Raw genomic sequence first — 16,327 nt, 5'->3', positions numbered from 1 at the left:
TGGTTCGCCGTGGCTGTTTTAATTACCAAATAAATGGGTGTTACAAGGTGATTACCCGCTCATCAAAGGCACATAACCTATTCAGCTGAAATTCCAGTAACTTTTGTTTAAGAATACCCGTCTAGCTTTCAAAGGGGTGGCTTTATGAAACGTTTGAGTTTGTTCATCATGCTTTTAAGTGTGTTGCTAGTTGGCTGTATAGAAGCACCTGAAATTACTGAAGCCGAAGCCGTCGCGATCATTGAACAGCTGCATACCAATTCCTTCGGGACAGCTGAAGTGATTTCCATCGACTATCGTTTTGGGCGTTACGCGGTGGAGTGGGAAAACGAGGGGAATTGCGAATGGGGCATCTATCATGTTGATGGGGATGATGGTAGCGTAACAATGAAACAAGCGTCGATCTGTTAGCGATCGACGCTTGTTTTGTGGGATTTATTAATAGCCTTGTTCGAGCCTTTCCATGAACTCTTCTTCGGAATCTGCGCCCATTTCATCAATAGCGCTCAAGCCGTCGGGGCCTTCAAGTGTCGGGTCTGCGCCGTTTTCGATAAGCAGTTTGGCGCTTTCATAGTCTTCATACAGGACAGCAATGGCTAAAGGTGTCGTGTAGTTATCGGAGGTATTCACATCAGCCCCTGCATCGAGCAATGTTTGGATGACGTCCGGATCGCCCCAGTAAATGGCGTACATCAAGGCGTCAGAGCCTTCCGCGTCTTTCGCGTGAACGTCCTCGCCGTCAGCGAGTGCTTGCTCGACTCCAGCTAAATCGCCCTCTGCGGCAGCGGCCATCAGTGGCGTCTCCCCTTCGACGGTATACATTTCATCGTAAAACGCATCATCCATGGCCATAAACGTTGGTACAGCGAGTGCTGCGGTGGTGGTGAATATGCCAACGACGCCGGCATACGCCAAGCTCATGACTACAGCAACAGCGATAGCACCAAGAGCGATGCGCCCGTGTTTTGGCTGATAGAAGATGACGTCAGCCTTGTTGAAATGATCAATCGACTGGATGCGTTTTGGCAGACGTGGGTGCGTCGAGAGCACTTCGCTCAACCAGACGATGGCATTGGATTCTGTTGCGATTTGTTCGCGGTAGGCGTCTTCGTTTACTTCCAAGTATGCTTTCTTGCCGATGCCGAGCAGCGTCAATGCGCGTTTCGCGGCAGCGGCATCTTGGATTTCAAAAGCGGCTTGGCGGTCACATGTATATTCACAAGAGCGGCTGTATGCTGTGCTGAGGAACGGGATGAACCCGGCCGGCAAGATCAATAAGTTTTTCCAGACGTGGCGGCGTTTTATGTGAGTCAGTTCGTGGGCGATGATAAAGTCCAGTTCTGCCTGACCTTGTTCGCGCGCCAGTTCAAACACTTCCGAGTACAAGACGACCATATCGCGTCCGAAGAAACGTGTGGCAAACGCGTTGAGTGCGCCTTCGGATTGAATAACGAAAACGTCTGGGACTTTGCTGAGTTCCATTTGCGCAGACAAGGTTTGCACGCGTTCGTAGACATCCGGGAATTGGCGTTCGTGGATCCGCACGCCGTTGCCGCGGATCGACCCAAGCATGACCGCATTGGCAAATAGTAAAAACGCAAAAACCGTCAAGGCGATACCGATTCCGATAATCGATACGGCCGCTAATACATAAATCAACACACTAAATATCACACTTAAAATAAAATAAATACTCTCTCTATCTGATTGAATGTTCGTCCTGCTCATCATTTTCTCCCTTTCCATTTGGAATATCTTACATATAATAGCACTTACTGCTCATTTGGAGAATAGTTTTTTGGGGTGTGGGATAAATTATTTTTATCATGGACATAAGCCAGTTCAATCAGCCTGCCTGTTCAATTAGAATCCATAATGAAAACGCCGATCTAGTAGCGATCGACGCTTTTCGGATAGATCATTATTTGTTTTTCGCTCGTTTCTTTTTCAGCCAGATAATCAATAAAATGTATAAGAAAGAAAAAAAGAGGGCGATCGGAATTAGCCACAATATGTATTCAGCATAAGAAATGCCGGTTCTTTGGTAAACGACTGTCCCGAGCCAAGTGAAGAGAAATACTAAGGGGAAAAAGAGCATCGGGTCTTTTTTCTTTGAAAAGATCGGCTCTGTCAGATGTTCTTTAATTTCAGGCCAGCTCAAATTCGTTCACCCATTCTCTGTTGTTTCTTGTGGCGCTTGTTCTGGACGGTTGGGCGCAGCACACTGTACACGATGAATCCGGCTATCAAAGAACCGATAAAGAAGACCCAGCCCGGATCGCCACCGAGTATGTAGCTGACAAAAAACGCGATAGCGCCGTATACCACTGCCCATGAAATCGCCTTTACTGCAAGGTTAATCATTCCGGTTATCCTCCAAGCTGGTTTGTGACTTCTTGTCTTTCTCTAGGCGTTTCTTTTCCGTACGAGGTAAAACAAATACAGAAATAAGAAATCCACCAAGGGCGGAACTGATGACCAGATTCCAAACAGGTTCTCCTTCTACAATGTAACCAATAATAAAGGCAATTACGCCATAAGTGGGGATCACCCATAAAGCATGTTTTAATCGATTGTTCATTTTTTCTCCTCCCAGCTCTATTCTCCTGTTACCCTCAGGGAATACTTGGAAACCTTTCCAATAAGATAGCGGAATGATATTCAAGCAGAATTTCAACAATTGGGAATTTGTGTTAAAATGAATTCAACTAAACAGAACCTCATCTCAGATTGGCATCCACCATAAGGAGGCTATTCGATATGGAATATCTTGCCGCCAGTGGCATCTTGCTTGTCTCGCTGCTTCTCGCTTATCAGCTTGGCAAGGGCTATTCGCGCAAAGGCAAATACATCATTTGGGGCGTCACAACGATGTTCGTCATTTGCCCGCTGTTTTCTTGGCTCGTCAGTATGGGTTATGCGCATTATGAACAAAGCGGCTGGGCTGCAGTGGCGATGCTCGCCATACTATATCCAAGCACGTTTATCGTCGGTTTGATCATTTTATTGATGGGCATTTTTCGTAAGAAAGACGCTGTTCGCAGAATTTAAGTCTCCATACAAAAAAAAGCGCTCCGCCAGCTGGCAGAGCGCTTTTTCGTTATGCATTTTCCTGTTTCAAGCTTTCAATGATGTTGTCGTTTTTAATCTTAGCAATCGAGTACAGCATCGCCGCGCCGACGATCAAGAAAATGACGACGATGACAAAGGCGACACTGCCCCATGGCACCGCAAAGCCGTAACTCAAGGTCTGGCCCAGTGCAAAGTGCATCGCAAGCATCGCGGCAAAACTGATCGGCAGACCGTAGACAAGCGCTTTGACGCCATAAAACAAGCTTTCGTAGCGGATCATCTTGTTGAAGCCTTTCGGTGTCATGCCGACAGAGCGCAGCATGGCGAATTCCCGTTTGCGCAATTGAATGCTTGTCGAGATGGTGTTGAAGATGTTCGCAACGGAAATCAGCGAGATGAGCGTGATGAATCCGTAAGTGAATACCGACATAAGCAAAATCAATTGTTCCTGCTGCTGGCGCTGCTGGAAGACATTCATGATGCTGACGCCCGCTTCGTCCACTTCCAGGATTTCCGCTTCTGTTTTCATCGGGTCGCTCGTCGTAAGCGAAATGACTGGTGAAGTCTCTTCAGCAATAAAGCCGAGTTCATCTAGTGCATCCATCGGAACAATCAGATCGACACCGCCCGGGTAGGCAGTTGAAACACCGGTTGGTACTTGGTCGGTCAATGCAGCAATTTCGACATTTGCGAGCACTTCCGGTTCGATTTCCTGACCGGTCTCGCTGATGGAACTGCTGAGCAGCTCCAAAGTCTCACCTGCTTCTGCTTTGATGGTCTTCGTCTCATCGATGGTACCCGTTATCCCGTTCTGGTAGACCACTTCGTCGATGACGATGGCGCGTGGTGTTTCCTGTCCGAAGCTCGACGCATCCACGCCGACTTGTTCTGCATACTGTTCAAAGTTTTCCTGATCCATTGCATAGACCGAAGCATAGTAGCGCAGTTTATCGTCTTCTAGTAAAATCTCTCCCCGTTCGACTTGCTCGTTTAAGACATCCGGCAGCCCGTCTTGAGCGACCATTATCTCAACTTGTGCTTGCCGAATAAAGCCTGCTTCGGTTACTTCAGGAAGGTTTTCATATTGCGCGAAACTCTCTTCATCCAACTCCCCGCCATACAATTGAATATCGTATTGCAAATCGCTTTGGGTCATTTCAAGCGAAGTTTTCAAGTTGTTGGTGAAATACGTTACCGACAGGAACAAGACAATCGAAATGACCAGGGAGAACACGGTCGCCAAATAGCGCTTGCGATTGCGCTTCAAATTTTTCAAGCCGATTTCTGCTTCCAAACCGAACAGCTTGCGCACCCATTTCGAAGTCTTGACGGCTTTCCCGGTCAGTTTAATATCTTGCGTTTGGCGGATGGCGTCGATCGCAGAAATCTTCGACGCTTTTTGCGCCGGCATATAAGTCGAAATCAAAATCGTTAGTGCCGAGACGCCGATCGCGACAACGAGCATCATCGGGGTGACAACGACTTCTAGCTGTTGCTCGACATTGAGCGCGTCTTGCAAGAAGGCATTGATAAACTGGAAGGTCAGCCAAATACCAGCGATCCCTGCGAGAATGCCGAGTGGGATGCTGATGGCTCCGATGATAGCCCCTTCGAAAAACACCGAGTTGCGTTTCTGCCGTTTCGTCGCCCCGACGCTTGCGAGCATGCCGAGATGACGAGCGCGTTCGGAGACGCTGATGGCGAATGCGTTGTAAATGAGTGCGACCGAGCCAATGACAACAATCCCCATAATGATACCGGCGAGCGAGAACAAGGTCGCCCGCAAATTATCGTTTTGTGTCGCGCCATAATAGCGCAGAAGATCCGAATTGAAATCGACTGACGGAATGCCTTGTTCTTTGGCAAATGCCTTAGCGTCGTCAAATAAGTCGGTATTGATTTTAGAAGCGACGACATAGCCGTTGAATGTCTCATCCGCTGCGGCATTCGTTGTATCGGTCAATCCGATAACGCTCACTACCGGCAGCCAGGATGCTTCCCAGCCCGGTTGCTCGATGATGCCGACGATGTCGAAAGTTTGCTCGGTTGCGTTGACTATTTCTTCGTTAATTGTGTCGCCTTCCCCGAACTGCAAGGAGTCAAACTCTGACAGCTTGCGGTCTTCCAAGCTGTGCATGCGTTCGCCAACACCGGCAGTCAAGCTGTCGCCAATTTCATAGGACTCTTCAGAGCTATTGTTCACAGTTTCTGAGATGACGACTTCATTGGCGTTTTCAGGCAAGCGCCCTTCTGTGAGCGCAATCGGAAAATGTTCCATTCCTTGTGCTTCGAACTGGCGAAAATAAAAGTAGTGCTTGGAGTCGGTTGTCGGGTTTTCAAGGTCAGCGAAGCCGTCCTTTGTGACGATGAGCTGTTCGGTATTGGCGTCTTGCTCGATCGCTTGGAGCTGTTGGGTGTTTGCCTCTTGATACTCGACATGCCATTCGCCATTGCGCTCGATATCCTCACGAATCAATAAATCGAGAAACGACACCCCAAGCGTTGCAACTGCAGTGATCATAGCGACGGAAATAATGACGCCGATGATCGTGACGAGTGAGCGCCGTTTGTTTTCCTTCAAGTGGCGGACGGTGACTTTATTGACGATGTTCATGAGCGGATGACCTCGTCTTTGGCGATTTTGCCGTCTTCAATAGAAATGACGCGGTCGGCTTGCAAGGCGATGCGCTCATCGTGCGTGATGACAATCAAGGTCTGCTTGAAGGTTTTGTTGAACATCTTGAGAAGTTCCATGATTTCCTCGCTGTTTTTACTATCTAAGTTTCCGGTCGGCTCGTCCGCCAGCATAATCGCTGGATTGCTGACGAGCGCACGGCCGATTGAGACGCGCTGCTGTTGGCCGCCGGATAATTGGTTCGGCAAATGGTTGAGTCGTTGGTCGAGCCCGAGTGCTTCGGAGATTTTGCGGAATTGATGTTTGTCGACGCGCTGTTCGTCGAGCAGCATTGGCAAGGTGATGTTTTCTTCGACCGTCAAAATCGGGATCAAGTTATAGAACTGGTAGATCAAGCCGATTTGGCGGCGGCGGAAAATGGCGAGCTGCGTTTCGTCGAGCTTGTAGATATCCGTGCCGTCGATCGACACATTGCCGCTGGTCGGGCGGTCGACGCCGCCGAGCAAATGCAGCAATGTCGATTTGCCGGAACCCGATGGCCCGATGATGCAGATGAATTCGCCTTTGTTGACCGTGAACGACACGTCGGCGAGTGCGGTGACCGCCATTTCGTCCTTGCCGTATACTTTTGATAAGTTTTTTACTTCCATGATTGTCATGAGTGTACCCTCCGTTTGGTTACTGTTTATGAATGAATTAAACATATTTTGGAGATTTCATTGCAAACGATATTCCGCAAAACGGCTTGCTTTCCTGGGGGCTTGCGCTGAACTAATTCGGACTAGCGCCCGAATGGATTTCAGCACTTCGCTAATCCCCAAGGAGTCTGCGCCGTTTTGCTCCACATCTCTTTGAACCTTCCAATTAAAAATATGCCTGAAGCGATTCAATGTCGCTCCACTACTCTCTTTGAATCCGCTGTGCAACTAAGTTATGTGTAAAATAAATTCACTTCAATCAGATAAGATGTTCTTTCCCCAACACCAGATCGTCTTACATAACTTTAGTATAGAGAGGATTCATGACTGCCCGGTGACTTTCAAGTGACAATCTAGTCACTTAAGGAAAATTAGGTAAGGATCTATTCTAGCTCTTTTAAAAATGGAAGGTAATTTCCAGTTATTGATTTCATGTTACAATTTAATTATCAATACTCTTATTCGACTTAGTTTGTTTTCACAGATTTGAATTGAAACAACTCTCTCATATAGAGGAGGAGATAACGTGGATTTCTTGTTGTGGTTCATGATTGGATTCATCCTCATCGGATTGCTTGTATTCCTTTCGATGAAAAAACGCATGGAGGCGAAGCTCGCGCATGTTAAAGAAAATCCAGACACCGAGGAAACTTCTAAAGATACCAAGCACTTAGTTTTATGGGTATGGAGCGTGACGGCTTGGGGCGTTGTCAGTATAGCGCTGGTCGTTTGGTGGTTTAATAGCACCTCGGGATGACCGCTGATTTTAACTATAAAATACTGAACAGAAATTCCACGGATGCGGAGTTTCTGTTTTTTCATTCCAAAGAAAAAAGCAGGCGCTAGATCACCTGCTTGTAGAATTTGATATGAAAGCGGGTGCCTTCGCCCGGTGTGCTGGCGACTTCGATGTCGCCGCTTTGGCTGGTGATGATGCTATAGGCCATGGCGAGGCCGATGCCGACCGAGTCGTCGCCCGCGTTTTCGCCTTTATAGAAGCGCTTGAAGATATAGGGCAAATCTTTTTTGGAAATGCCACTGCCGCTGTCTTCAATTTGGATACCCGTATACAGCGCGTTTTCGCTGTAGCGGATGGTGAGTGTTCCGCCTTCTCCGGTATGCTCGACGCAGTTTTTCAAAATATTGATGACTGCTTCGGTCGTCCAATTAAGGTCACCATTGAATTTGGCTTCCGGGTCGCCTTCGATTTCGAGTTCCTGCATATTGATGTCCATCGGGATAAGCAAAGGTTCGATCGCTTTTTCGATGAGCTTTGATACCGGGATCCGGTCTTTCTTGAAATGAATCGTGCCGGCATCGATCTTCGATAGTTTCAATAGTGACGATACGAGCCAGTCCATGCGCTCGAGCTGAATGTGGAGGTTGCGGATGAATTCGGTGCGTTTGGCATCACTCAAATTGCTGTCGCGCAAAAGGTCCGCCATGACCATCATCGAGGTGAGCGGCGTTTTTAATTGATGAGAAATATCCGAAATGGCGTTGGTCAGCTTGCCTTTGTCTTCAGTGAGAAGTGCGCCGCGTTCCGACAGCATTTTCGTTACTTTGTAAATTTGCGTTTTGAGCAGGCTCAGCTCGCCTTCGCGGTTATCGCGTACGTCGAGCTGAAAATCGCCGCTGCTAATTTGTTGGAGAAATCCAGACAAGCGCTCGATTTCCCGGTAGCGCCACCAGGTGAAAGTGATCGCCGTTGCACTTAGCAATAGCGATACGCCGAGCACGAACCAAGCAGACATAGCGGAAACAAAAATAGCTGAGAGAATCGTGCCGAGTGCACTGATGGTGAGGAGCGCGGCGAGCAGCAAACGGATTTCACGGTTGCGCAGCATCTTTACTCACCCGCCTTATAGCCCATGCCGCGGACTGTTTTGATGAGTTCGGGACGAGCTGGGTCGTCTTCTAGTTTTTCGCGCAAGCGTTTGATGTAGACTGTCAGCGTATTGTCGTTGACAAAATCGCCGCCGACGTCCCAGATGCGGTCGAGCAATTGCGCTCTTGTCAGCACTTGGCCTAAGTGATTCGCGAAAATGAGCAGTAGGCGATATTCCAGTGCAGTGAGGAGAACTTCATTGCCCGCTTTATGGACTTTGCCATCTGATGTGTTGATCTGAACGTCGCCCAGTTCAACGACGGTCTTTGGCGGCGCATTGCGCTGGTAGCGGCGCAATACGGAATTGATGCGCGACATGAGTTCACGCACGCGGAACGGTTTGGTGATGTAATCGTCCGCGCCCATATCGAGCCCCATGACAACGTTCACTTCATCGTCGAACGCCGTCAGGAAAATGACCGGGATGTCGCTTTTCTTTTTGACGAGCGCGCATAAGTCATAGCCGTTGCCATCGGGCAAGGACAAATCGAAGAGGCATAAATCGATTGCCGAGAGTTGCCCTTCGATCGCTGCGGTGGCGTCTTTTGCCGTGTGGCATAACACCGTGGTGAAGCCTTCTTGTTCGAGCGAATATGTCAGGCCGGAAGCGATCGTCCGGTCGTCTTCGACTACGAGTATGTTCATCTGTATTCCCCTATTCCTGTTGAAATGAAAAAAGCCGGTACCGGTAGATTTGTTATCATCTACGATACAGGCTTTCGCTGAAAGTGACTAGCTGTTGGTTGGAAATAGTGGAAAATCTTAAGAATTACTTTCGTCCTTCTCATCTTGCTCGTCCTCGTCCTCCAAAAAGAAATAGGTGATACCGACTGATATAAAAATCAGGCCGAGTGCCGGCGACTGGTCGCCCGTGAAGCTGAGGATAGAGAATACGAGGCCCAGCATGAGAAACGTATAACCGATCGTTTTCATCGACTCATTCCTTTCGTGTGGACCGATTATTTTGCGGTAGTATATTCTACGGCTCAATTGGAATTAAGTTTCATTTCTCCACTAGAGGTCTGACATCTACAGCAAATGTTCTTGCACTAATCCGTTCCATATAGTAAGCTAGCTAAAGTAAGTAACCCCATAATCTATCTGTATAACCTTAAGAATACGGCTTAAGGGTCTCTACCAGGAACCGAAAAATCCTGATTACAGAAAGCGATCATTCGTTTTCTGTAATCAGGATTTTTTTATTTTCTGAAGATACTTCTACACCCTAGACGTATAGAGCCTAGAAATGTTGGGACCACGCTGTTTACAAATAAGAGATATGGAGCAAAACAGCGCAGACTCCTGGGGGATTAGCGAAGTGCTGAAATCCATTCGGGCGCTAAGCCCGAATTAGTTCAGCGCGAGCCCCCCGGAAAGCCAGCTGTTTTGCGGAATATCTGTTAAACCCACTAGTAAGGCAATATGTTCTCTCGCAAAACTTGTATAAACGAAAGGAAGCGTTTGTTATGAATTTGAAAGTGTATATTTTAGCCTTGGCCACTGTGGCGGTTGGGCTTGTGGAACTGATTGTCGGCGGCATTTTGCCGACCATCGCCGAAGAGTTCAATGTGTCCTTGGGCGCTGCCGGCCAATTGATCACCTTGTTCGCGTTGATTTACGCGATTGCCGGACCGGTGTTGCTCATTGCGACGAGCCGCTTTGAGCGCAAGAAAGTGTATTTGATTTCCCTGTTTATCTTTTTCCTCGGGAATCTCATGACCTTCTTCAGCCCGGACTTCACGTGGATGGTCATCGCGCGCGTCATTACCGCAGCGAGTACCGCGCTCATTGTCGTCTTATCACTAACGATTGCTGCGAAAATTGTTGAGCCGCCTTACCGCGCGAAAGCGATCGGCTTGATCTTTATGGGGATTAGCTCCTCGCTCGTGCTCGGCGTTCCACTCGGCATCTTGATTGCCGATGCATTCGGCTGGCGCGTCGTCTTTCTGGCGATTGCTGCCTTGTCACTCGGCTCGATGGCCTTGATCGCGTTGTATATCCAGCCGATCCCTGGAGGCACGGCGATTCCGCTGAAGCAGCAATTAAAAGCTGTGGCGAGTGCGAAAATCGGCACTGCCCACCTTGCAACCCTGTTCATGCTCGCAGGCCACTACACGGTCTATGCGTACTTCACGCCGTTTCTGGAGACGACGATGCAGCTCAGCCCGTTCTGGGTCAGCGCCTGTTATTTGATCTTCGGCATCGCAGCAGTGAGCGGCGGTGCAGTTGGTGGCACTTTGTCCGATTCCATCGGCTCGAAAAAAAGCATCGTGATTGTCATTTCGGCGTTCGCTGTCTCTTTGTTCGTGCTTCCGTTCACGACGTTTTCGCTCGTCATTTTCTTGCCGGTGATGGTCATTTGGGCCGCGCTCAGCTGGGCACTCGCTCCGCCGCAGCAAAGCTATTTGATCGAAACCGATCCGGCCACTTCCGACATCCAGCAGAGCTTCAATAACTCCGCGCTGCAAGTCGGCATCGCGCTCGGCTCCGCAGTCGGCGGCCTCACCTTGACGCAAACCGACTCGGTCACGAGCACTGCCTGGGTCGGCGCCGTAATTGTCCTTATTGCGCTTGGCTGTGCGGTATTCTCGATTACGCGTCCTGAGATTGAACGCAAGGAACGCGATTACAGCAAGCCTCAAAATTCATAAATTATGAAAGCCCTCATCAATCGATGGGGGCTTTTTTATATTTGTTATCTCGACGTAAATTTTCATCCACCACACAGCATCAATCGTGATAAACTAAAATTACCATTTTTACTTTATATAGCCTGTTGAAGTCTTCATTGGAGAAAGCAAATTGATTAAGGGGGAATAAAAATGAAAACGGCCATCATCGGTCTCGCCTTTTTAGTGACGAGTGCTGTCATCTACGGTGCGACATTGATTGCAGCCTCGATCTATACTCACGTGTTATTAGAAGGGAGTCAGGGGTGGGACACTCGGTACGGCGTTTATGGAACGGCTTTACGAGAAGTCGGGACGCTTCCCACCACTTTATCGGTCCTATCAGGAATCATCGGTTTGTTTTTCATCGTTCTGTCGATCAGGAAGAACTAAGCTGCTAGTCATTTTGTGAATTTCCTCATTTAAAAAGAAAAAGAAGCCTTTGGTTCAAGAAAGGAGCATTCTTTTGTGGACTATCATTGAGCTTTTCAACTCCCTTGGATTGATTGTTTTTTCTTTCTTGAAAGACGTTACCGAGGAAGAAATCGACAAGAATGTCTACTCATTAAAAGAATTCGAATGGTTTCAAGTAATGCTTAAAAATGAAAGCTACGAAAAATTAATCACTGAAGATACTGATGTACGCTTTGTGATAGGCAAATTAAATATGGAAAAAATGAACAAGACTGCCTACCACGATAAATCCAAAGCAAAAATAGCCAAAGTGTTAGTACAGAAAACGAAGGCTCACTAAAAAACGCCACTCCCACTGGAATGGCGTTTTTTAGTAAGCTCTTTTCGGTTTAACTACCCCCGAAATCCAGCTTCTTTCATCACTTTCACATACGGCCCTTCCGGCAAAGCTTCTTCCAAGCTCCGAATCAATTCCAATAGCTCCCTCGTGAACACTTCATATTCATCCGGAGGCGACACCACTTTCAGCAATTTTACGAGCGAAGCTGTTGTGCCCTGTGTGATTCGGCCTTTTTCCTGATCTAGTTGCGCTTCGAGTTGCCCGAGTTCCAGCGGCGACCTGAGCCGGAAGGAGTACAGCACTTCTTCGTGCGCCGCTTTGTTGCGAAACGGAAACGCGATCGACAAGATTTCGTCGAGTTCCGCAGCACTCAGTGTGATGCCACTGTCTCCTGCCTCTTCCGCGAAATCCTGGGCGATGCGCGTGCGCAAGTCTTGATCGCTGACTGTGTAAAAATTGGTGGTCTGGCCGAGCGATAAATAATTGACGAGCACCCACAGCGGCAAGTTCTTATGCTTTTCGTAGAATTCGCGAAGCTCTGGGTAACGCACTCGGTGGCGCTTTTTATGGCTTTCGATGAGGTTATTGAGCGTTGCCGTGATGCGGTCGCGCTCGTGAAAATGAACTTCATCCGGGCTGTAATTCGCGTTGTCGAGAAAACTGTCGACTGCCGGAAAGCGTTCGGAAAACCGGTACGCGAGCTTGGATTTGATGCTGCGTTCGAATTTCAACAATTCCCCGAGCAGCAACAAGCGCAGTTTGCGGTCGAATTGATACAGCGCGAGAATGTGGTCGAACGTCGTGCCCGCTTCGTACAGTTCCTCGCCGTACGGATTTTTCGTTTCATCGCGCTCGAGGAACGGCTCTTTGTAACCATCAATCAGCGCGTAATAATTATCACGCGACAACACGCGTCTTGCGGCCGCTTCATCTTCAATAATGAGTCCACGGCTTTTGAGAATCGCGAGCTGTTCATCGTGCGTCGCAAAGCTTTTCATGTCCACCTCACCTCGCTTAGTCATCGCTGAACAAGGCTTCGGCAATCGCCGCTGCGTCTTCCTCGTCTTCCATCATGACCGCAACCGACAAATTGCCGACTTTCGGGTCGTAGCCGGCAAACCAGCCCATGTCGCCTTTATCGGTTTTGAGAACGGCGGTTTTCCCGACAAGCTCGTGGCCGTCTTCTTCACCTGCTTCGACGAGCGCCGTGCGAATTAATTCCGCTTGCTCTGCGCTGAAGAGCTCTTGTTTTAGGCTTTCTTCTTCAGTCTCGCTAGTCAAAATTGGCTTTTTCATTTCGCCGTCTGCTAAAAAGGTACCGTACATGGCGGCTGTATGAAGGATATTCAAGCGCACTTGGCTCCCGCCGGATGCGGAACTCGCGAGCTGGCCTTCTGAGCCGAACGCGCCGCTTTCCGAGATTTGTGAAGCGCTGAGCGGCACCGGGTAATCAAGCGCCGTACCAAAGCCAAATTCACTCAAGCCGTTCAAGAAACTATCGTCCGGCATATTGGTCGCTTGGATGGCAAAATAAATGCTGTCGGAGTGAATGAGCGCTTGTTCCAAATCGATTGGATTGGTGACGCCAGGATTCGGCCGGGTAATGCGAAAATCGTTCCACGAAGCGTATTTCTGCCACGTTTCTCCGTTGATATCGATGCCTTCTGCTGGATCGAGCGTTCCTTGTTTCATTGCCACAGCTGCAGTGACTGGCTGCATGACATAAGACGGTGGATAGGTCGCCGCGGACCGGTTAAAGAACGGCTGACCTGGGTCATCGACGAGCTGTTGGAAACGACTTTGCTTGATCCCAGGAATAAAATCATTCGGATCATAAGCCGGCGAACTGACAAGTACATGCGTTTCGCCTGTATACGGATCGACCGCCGCGGCAGTGCCTGGCGCATCATCCATTTCCCGGTAGACTTTCCGCTGCAAATCGGCGTCAATCGTCAGTTTCACCGTATTGCCCGCTGCTGTTGAGTTGTCGATTGCGGTAATCGTTTCGTTTTGGGCGGTTTTTTCAATCAAGATCTTGCCGCCGCGTTTTCCGCGCAGCTCGTTCTCGAAAATTTCTTCCAATCCTTCGCGTCCGATGACATCGCCCTGGCCGTAGCCTTGGTCGCCCCGCTCTTCTAATTGTTCAGCGGTAATCGGCGCGATATAACCCGTCAAATGCGCCAGCGATTCACCGTACGGATAATCGCGCATCGTCACTTTTGTGCGCTTCGTTCCGGGAATCGCAAACAGCCGGTTCAAGGTTTCGCGGTCAGGCCCAACGGTTCCAAGCGGCACGTAATGATGCGGCTCTACCCACGGTTTGTCGAGTTCTGCGTCGATGTCTGCCGCAGACATATCCAGCAGTTCCGCGAGCCGTTCCGTGTAATCATCGCGGTCGAAATTGCCCGGCACGACGCCGATTTCATAGGCATCCGTGTTGCCGGCGACGACTTTGCCGTTGCGGTCGACAATCTCACCGCGCTCGGTCTCGCTCACTTGCACGAAAACATTATCGTTCTTTGAAAGATTCGGCAGGATAAACGACGGGTCCCATTCTGCGAACCATTCGCCCTCTGCCCCTTCTTCTGTCTCTTCATAAACAAAGCTCAAGGTTTTGGCAAATTCGATTTCGCCAACGACGCTTTCCATCGCAATCGTCAGCGGAATATCCGCCGGCTCGTTTTTCAGCCACGGCTCTTCGCCGAGTTGCCAATCGATGTCACGTTCGGATAGCGACAATTGCTCATCCAACTCTTCTTGCCAATCGATGAAAATCTCTTCGCCAAATGCCGACTTCGTTCGCTCTGTCAAAAATTCATCGTACAGCGTATCGTATTCGCCCGCTTGCCACAAATCCATGAACTTTTGCGCACGCGGTTCTGGCGATGCCACCGTCTCCGGCTCAGCCTCTTCCGGTGTCGGCGTTTCCGCTTCTTCGTCTGCACATGCTGCAAGCGTAAGCGCTGCGCCCATTCCGATCATCCACAGCTTGCTCTTCCCCATAGCGATCCCTCCGTCTCTTGAGTTCTTTCTACCATTTTACCCTGAAACCGCTTGCTTCAATACGGTAATTTCTGGATTCGAGGCGCGAAAACGAAAAATCAGCCTTTTTAAAACGAAGAATCTCATTGATTATGAAACAAATCACCTTAACTTCCGTATAATTAAGGAAGAAAAGGAGGCCATTTATGTTCGCTGAAATGAAATCACGTTATTTGATTCTCTTCACCATCCTCGGCGTCATCGCGACTTTGATCGTCTTTATGCTCATTGGCGCGGATCTTGTCACGACCGAAATCGCGGTGCAGATTGCTTTTTATATTGTTGTCCCGTATTTTTTCTTTCATTATTATTGGAGCAAAAACCCCGATTGGTCGTTCAGTGAAGTGTTGACGACGAAAGGCATCAAGCCTTGGCTTCCGGGCATTGTCGGCATGGTATTCGTGTCGATCGCCTTTTCACTCGCCATGTTTTGGCTGCAGCTCGCCATAATCTCCCCCGCCTTCCCGTGGCTTGCGGAATTATTTCTGGCACCGGTTGAAACGCCAGGCGGTGTCGGATATGAATACTTTATGCTGCTGACGCTCGTCATACTCGCGCCAATCGTCGAAGAATTCGTCTTTCGCGGCGTGTTCTTGACTCGTTTTACGGCGAAAACCTCGATGTGGGGTGGCATCCTGATTTCGAGTTTATTGTTCGGCGTGCTGCATCTCGATTTCATCGGCGCATTTTTATTCGGCATCATCGCGTCGCTTCTGTATTTGCGTACCGGTAATTTGCTGTTGCCGATCCTGTTCCACATGCTCAATAACGCCCTCGCCGCGTTCTCGATGTACGTGCCGATCGACAAGTTTTTCGTTGTCGACTGGTTCGTGGTAACGACCATGGCGGATATCGAGTCGAAGGCCTTAGCGAATATCGTTATTATGGTCGTGAGTGCGCTATTGACAGCCTGGATCATCTACCGACTTGCCAAAGGCTTGAAGGCTGATAAGGACCAGCAGAAAATCACCGAACCCTTGACAGAAAGCGAAGCACCTTGAAAAATTGTCGATGATCTGTCACGCCCCGTTCATATAGCGTTTATCTTCGTGCGGTATGATACAGTCATAGAAACTCAGGGACCAGCGAGGCATTTGCCGCCGTTCCCAAAAGCTATAGGAGGATTTTCATGAACAACACAGCTACACCGCGCAACAACAGCTTAGAGAAAAAATGGAGCCTGCGCTTGATCCAGTTTTCGGCGATTTTTGGCTTTCTCGGGACTTATCTCGGATCCCATATGGCCGGCCAGATGGATTACGCACTGCGCCCGATTCACGCCCATATCCTGCTCGTCGGCTGGCTATCGGTCTTTGCCTGGGGCGTGTTCTACCGCTTGTACACGGTCAAGTACAAAAAGCTCGTCACCATTCACGGATTTCTCGCGATGATCGGTGCAGTCGGCTTGACGGCCGGCATGTGGTTCTACAATTTGAACCCATTCAATATGAACGACACCTTCGTCTTGGTCTTCTTTATCGTAGGCGGCACGCTATTGCTGCTTGCGTTCTTATTGTTTGCGGTCATGACCTTCTTGACGGAAAAAGACTGATGAAACCGCCCGTGCGC

At 49.1% G+C, this 16,327-nt stretch carries 18 protein-coding genes and 1 riboswitch; of the genes, 8 read left to right on the top strand and 10 right to left on the bottom strand.

Translation table 11 applies throughout. The features are described from left to right. The first annotated feature begins 144 nt into the window (after positions 1-144). Entirely contained in the window at positions 145-411 is a 267-nt protein-coding gene (locus BBI11_RS03330; protein WP_068460611.1) for a hypothetical protein, read from the top strand. 27 nt (positions 412-438) lie between these two features. On the opposite strand, the gene BBI11_RS03325 is transcribed toward BBI11_RS03330, so the two are convergent. From BBI11_RS03325 to BBI11_RS03310, 3 genes are all read right to left on the bottom strand, one after another. After that, entirely contained in the window at positions 439-1,728 is a 1,290-nt protein-coding gene (locus BBI11_RS03325) for a M48 family metallopeptidase (RefSeq protein ID WP_068460609.1), read from the bottom strand. A 429-nt stretch (positions 1,729-2,157) separates the two neighbouring features. Then, a complete protein-coding gene (locus BBI11_RS03315) occupies positions 2,158-2,364 on the bottom strand; it encodes a DUF2061 domain-containing protein (RefSeq protein ID WP_068460606.1) in 207 nt (68 codons plus the stop codon). Continuing rightward, complete coding sequence (locus BBI11_RS03310; RefSeq protein WP_068460604.1) at positions 2,357-2,581, bottom strand: hypothetical protein; 225 nt, start codon at positions 2,579-2,581, stop codon at positions 2,357-2,359. Before BBI11_RS03310 ends, BBI11_RS03315 begins: the two co-directional genes overlap by 8 nt. Positions 2,582-2,760: 179 nt before the next feature. Between BBI11_RS03310 and BBI11_RS03305 the strand changes: the two genes are divergently transcribed. Next, positions 2,761-3,051 carry a hypothetical protein gene (locus BBI11_RS03305; RefSeq protein WP_068460602.1) on the top strand — a complete coding sequence of 97 codons (291 nt, stop codon included), beginning with the start codon at positions 2,761-2,763 and terminating at the stop codon, positions 3,049-3,051. Between the two features lie 49 nt (positions 3,052-3,100). Here BBI11_RS03305 and BBI11_RS03300 read toward each other — a convergent pair whose 3' ends face one another. Continuing rightward, positions 3,101-5,686, bottom strand: a complete 2,586-nt coding sequence (locus tag BBI11_RS03300) for an ABC transporter permease (protein ID WP_068460601.1) — start codon at positions 5,684-5,686, stop codon at positions 3,101-3,103. Continuing rightward, positions 5,683-6,366 carry an ABC transporter ATP-binding protein gene (locus BBI11_RS03295; RefSeq protein ID WP_068460599.1) on the bottom strand — a complete coding sequence of 228 codons (684 nt, stop codon included), beginning with the start codon at positions 6,364-6,366 and terminating at the stop codon, positions 5,683-5,685. The genes BBI11_RS03300 and BBI11_RS03295 overlap by 4 nt, the downstream gene beginning before the upstream one ends. A gap of 565 nt (positions 6,367-6,931) precedes the next feature. Here BBI11_RS03295 and BBI11_RS03290 point away from each other — a divergent pair. Beyond that, positions 6,932-7,162, top strand: a complete 231-nt coding sequence (locus BBI11_RS03290; RefSeq protein WP_068460597.1) for a hypothetical protein — start codon at positions 6,932-6,934, stop codon at positions 7,160-7,162. 85 nt (positions 7,163-7,247) lie between these two features. On the opposite strand, the gene BBI11_RS03285 is transcribed toward BBI11_RS03290, so the two are convergent. The 3 genes from BBI11_RS03285 to BBI11_RS16295 all read right to left on the bottom strand — a co-directional run bounded on the left by BBI11_RS03285 (position 7,248) and on the right by BBI11_RS16295 (position 9,226). Next, entirely contained in the window at positions 7,248-8,252 is a 1,005-nt protein-coding gene (locus tag BBI11_RS03285; RefSeq protein WP_068460596.1) for a sensor histidine kinase, read from the bottom strand. A gap of 2 nt (positions 8,253-8,254) precedes the next feature. Then, positions 8,255-8,938 (bottom strand): response regulator transcription factor, encoded by a 684-nt coding sequence (locus tag BBI11_RS03280; protein WP_068460594.1) that lies wholly within the window; start codon positions 8,936-8,938, stop codon positions 8,255-8,257. Positions 8,939-9,055: 117 nt separating this feature from the next. Continuing rightward, a complete protein-coding gene (locus BBI11_RS16295; protein WP_156889028.1) occupies positions 9,056-9,226 on the bottom strand; it encodes a hypothetical protein in 171 nt (56 codons plus the stop codon). A 148-nt stretch (positions 9,227-9,374) separates the two neighbouring features. Beyond that, positions 9,375-9,474: riboswitch (purine riboswitch) on the top strand. A gap of 285 nt (positions 9,475-9,759) precedes the next feature. On the opposite strand from BBI11_RS16295, the gene BBI11_RS03275 reads away from it, so the two are divergent. The 3 genes from BBI11_RS03275 to BBI11_RS03265 all read left to right on the top strand — a co-directional run bounded on the left by BBI11_RS03275 (position 9,760) and on the right by BBI11_RS03265 (position 11,716). Next, complete coding sequence (locus BBI11_RS03275; RefSeq protein ID WP_068460592.1) at positions 9,760-10,944, top strand: MFS transporter; 1,185 nt, start codon at positions 9,760-9,762, stop codon at positions 10,942-10,944. Between the two features lie 171 nt (positions 10,945-11,115). Then, entirely contained in the window at positions 11,116-11,355 is a 240-nt protein-coding gene (locus tag BBI11_RS03270) for a phosphatase (protein WP_068460590.1), read from the top strand. Positions 11,356-11,428: 73 nt separating this feature from the next. Continuing rightward, on the top strand, positions 11,429-11,716 hold the full coding sequence (locus tag BBI11_RS03265; RefSeq protein WP_068460588.1) for a hypothetical protein: 288 nt from the start codon (positions 11,429-11,431) through the stop codon (positions 11,714-11,716). Between the two features lie 53 nt (positions 11,717-11,769). Here BBI11_RS03265 and BBI11_RS03260 read toward each other — a convergent pair whose 3' ends face one another. Together BBI11_RS03260 and BBI11_RS03255 are read right to left on the bottom strand one after the other, a co-directional pair. After that, complete coding sequence (locus tag BBI11_RS03260; protein WP_068460586.1) at positions 11,770-12,714, bottom strand: Abi family protein; 945 nt, start codon at positions 12,712-12,714, stop codon at positions 11,770-11,772. 16 nt (positions 12,715-12,730) lie between these two features. Then, positions 12,731-14,719, bottom strand: coding sequence for a penicillin-binding transpeptidase domain-containing protein (locus BBI11_RS03255; RefSeq protein ID WP_068460584.1), 1,989 nt, complete (start codon positions 14,717-14,719; stop codon positions 12,731-12,733). A 185-nt stretch (positions 14,720-14,904) separates the two neighbouring features. Between BBI11_RS03255 and BBI11_RS03250 the strand changes: the two genes are divergently transcribed. Together BBI11_RS03250 and BBI11_RS03245 are read left to right on the top strand one after the other, a co-directional pair. Continuing rightward, positions 14,905-15,759, top strand: coding sequence for a CPBP family intramembrane glutamic endopeptidase (locus tag BBI11_RS03250; protein ID WP_068460582.1), 855 nt, complete (start codon positions 14,905-14,907; stop codon positions 15,757-15,759). Between the two features lie 128 nt (positions 15,760-15,887). Further along, entirely contained in the window at positions 15,888-16,310 is a 423-nt protein-coding gene (locus BBI11_RS03245; protein WP_068460579.1) for a hypothetical protein, read from the top strand. Positions 16,311-16,327 lie beyond the last annotated feature (17 nt).

The sequence above is a fragment of the Planococcus maritimus genome (assembly GCF_001687625.2).
Lineage (GTDB): Bacteria > Bacillota > Bacilli > Bacillales_A > Planococcaceae > Planococcus > Planococcus maritimus.
Note: the sequence above shows the minus strand (reverse complement) of the source record. Positions and strands in the feature narration are given on the sequence as shown.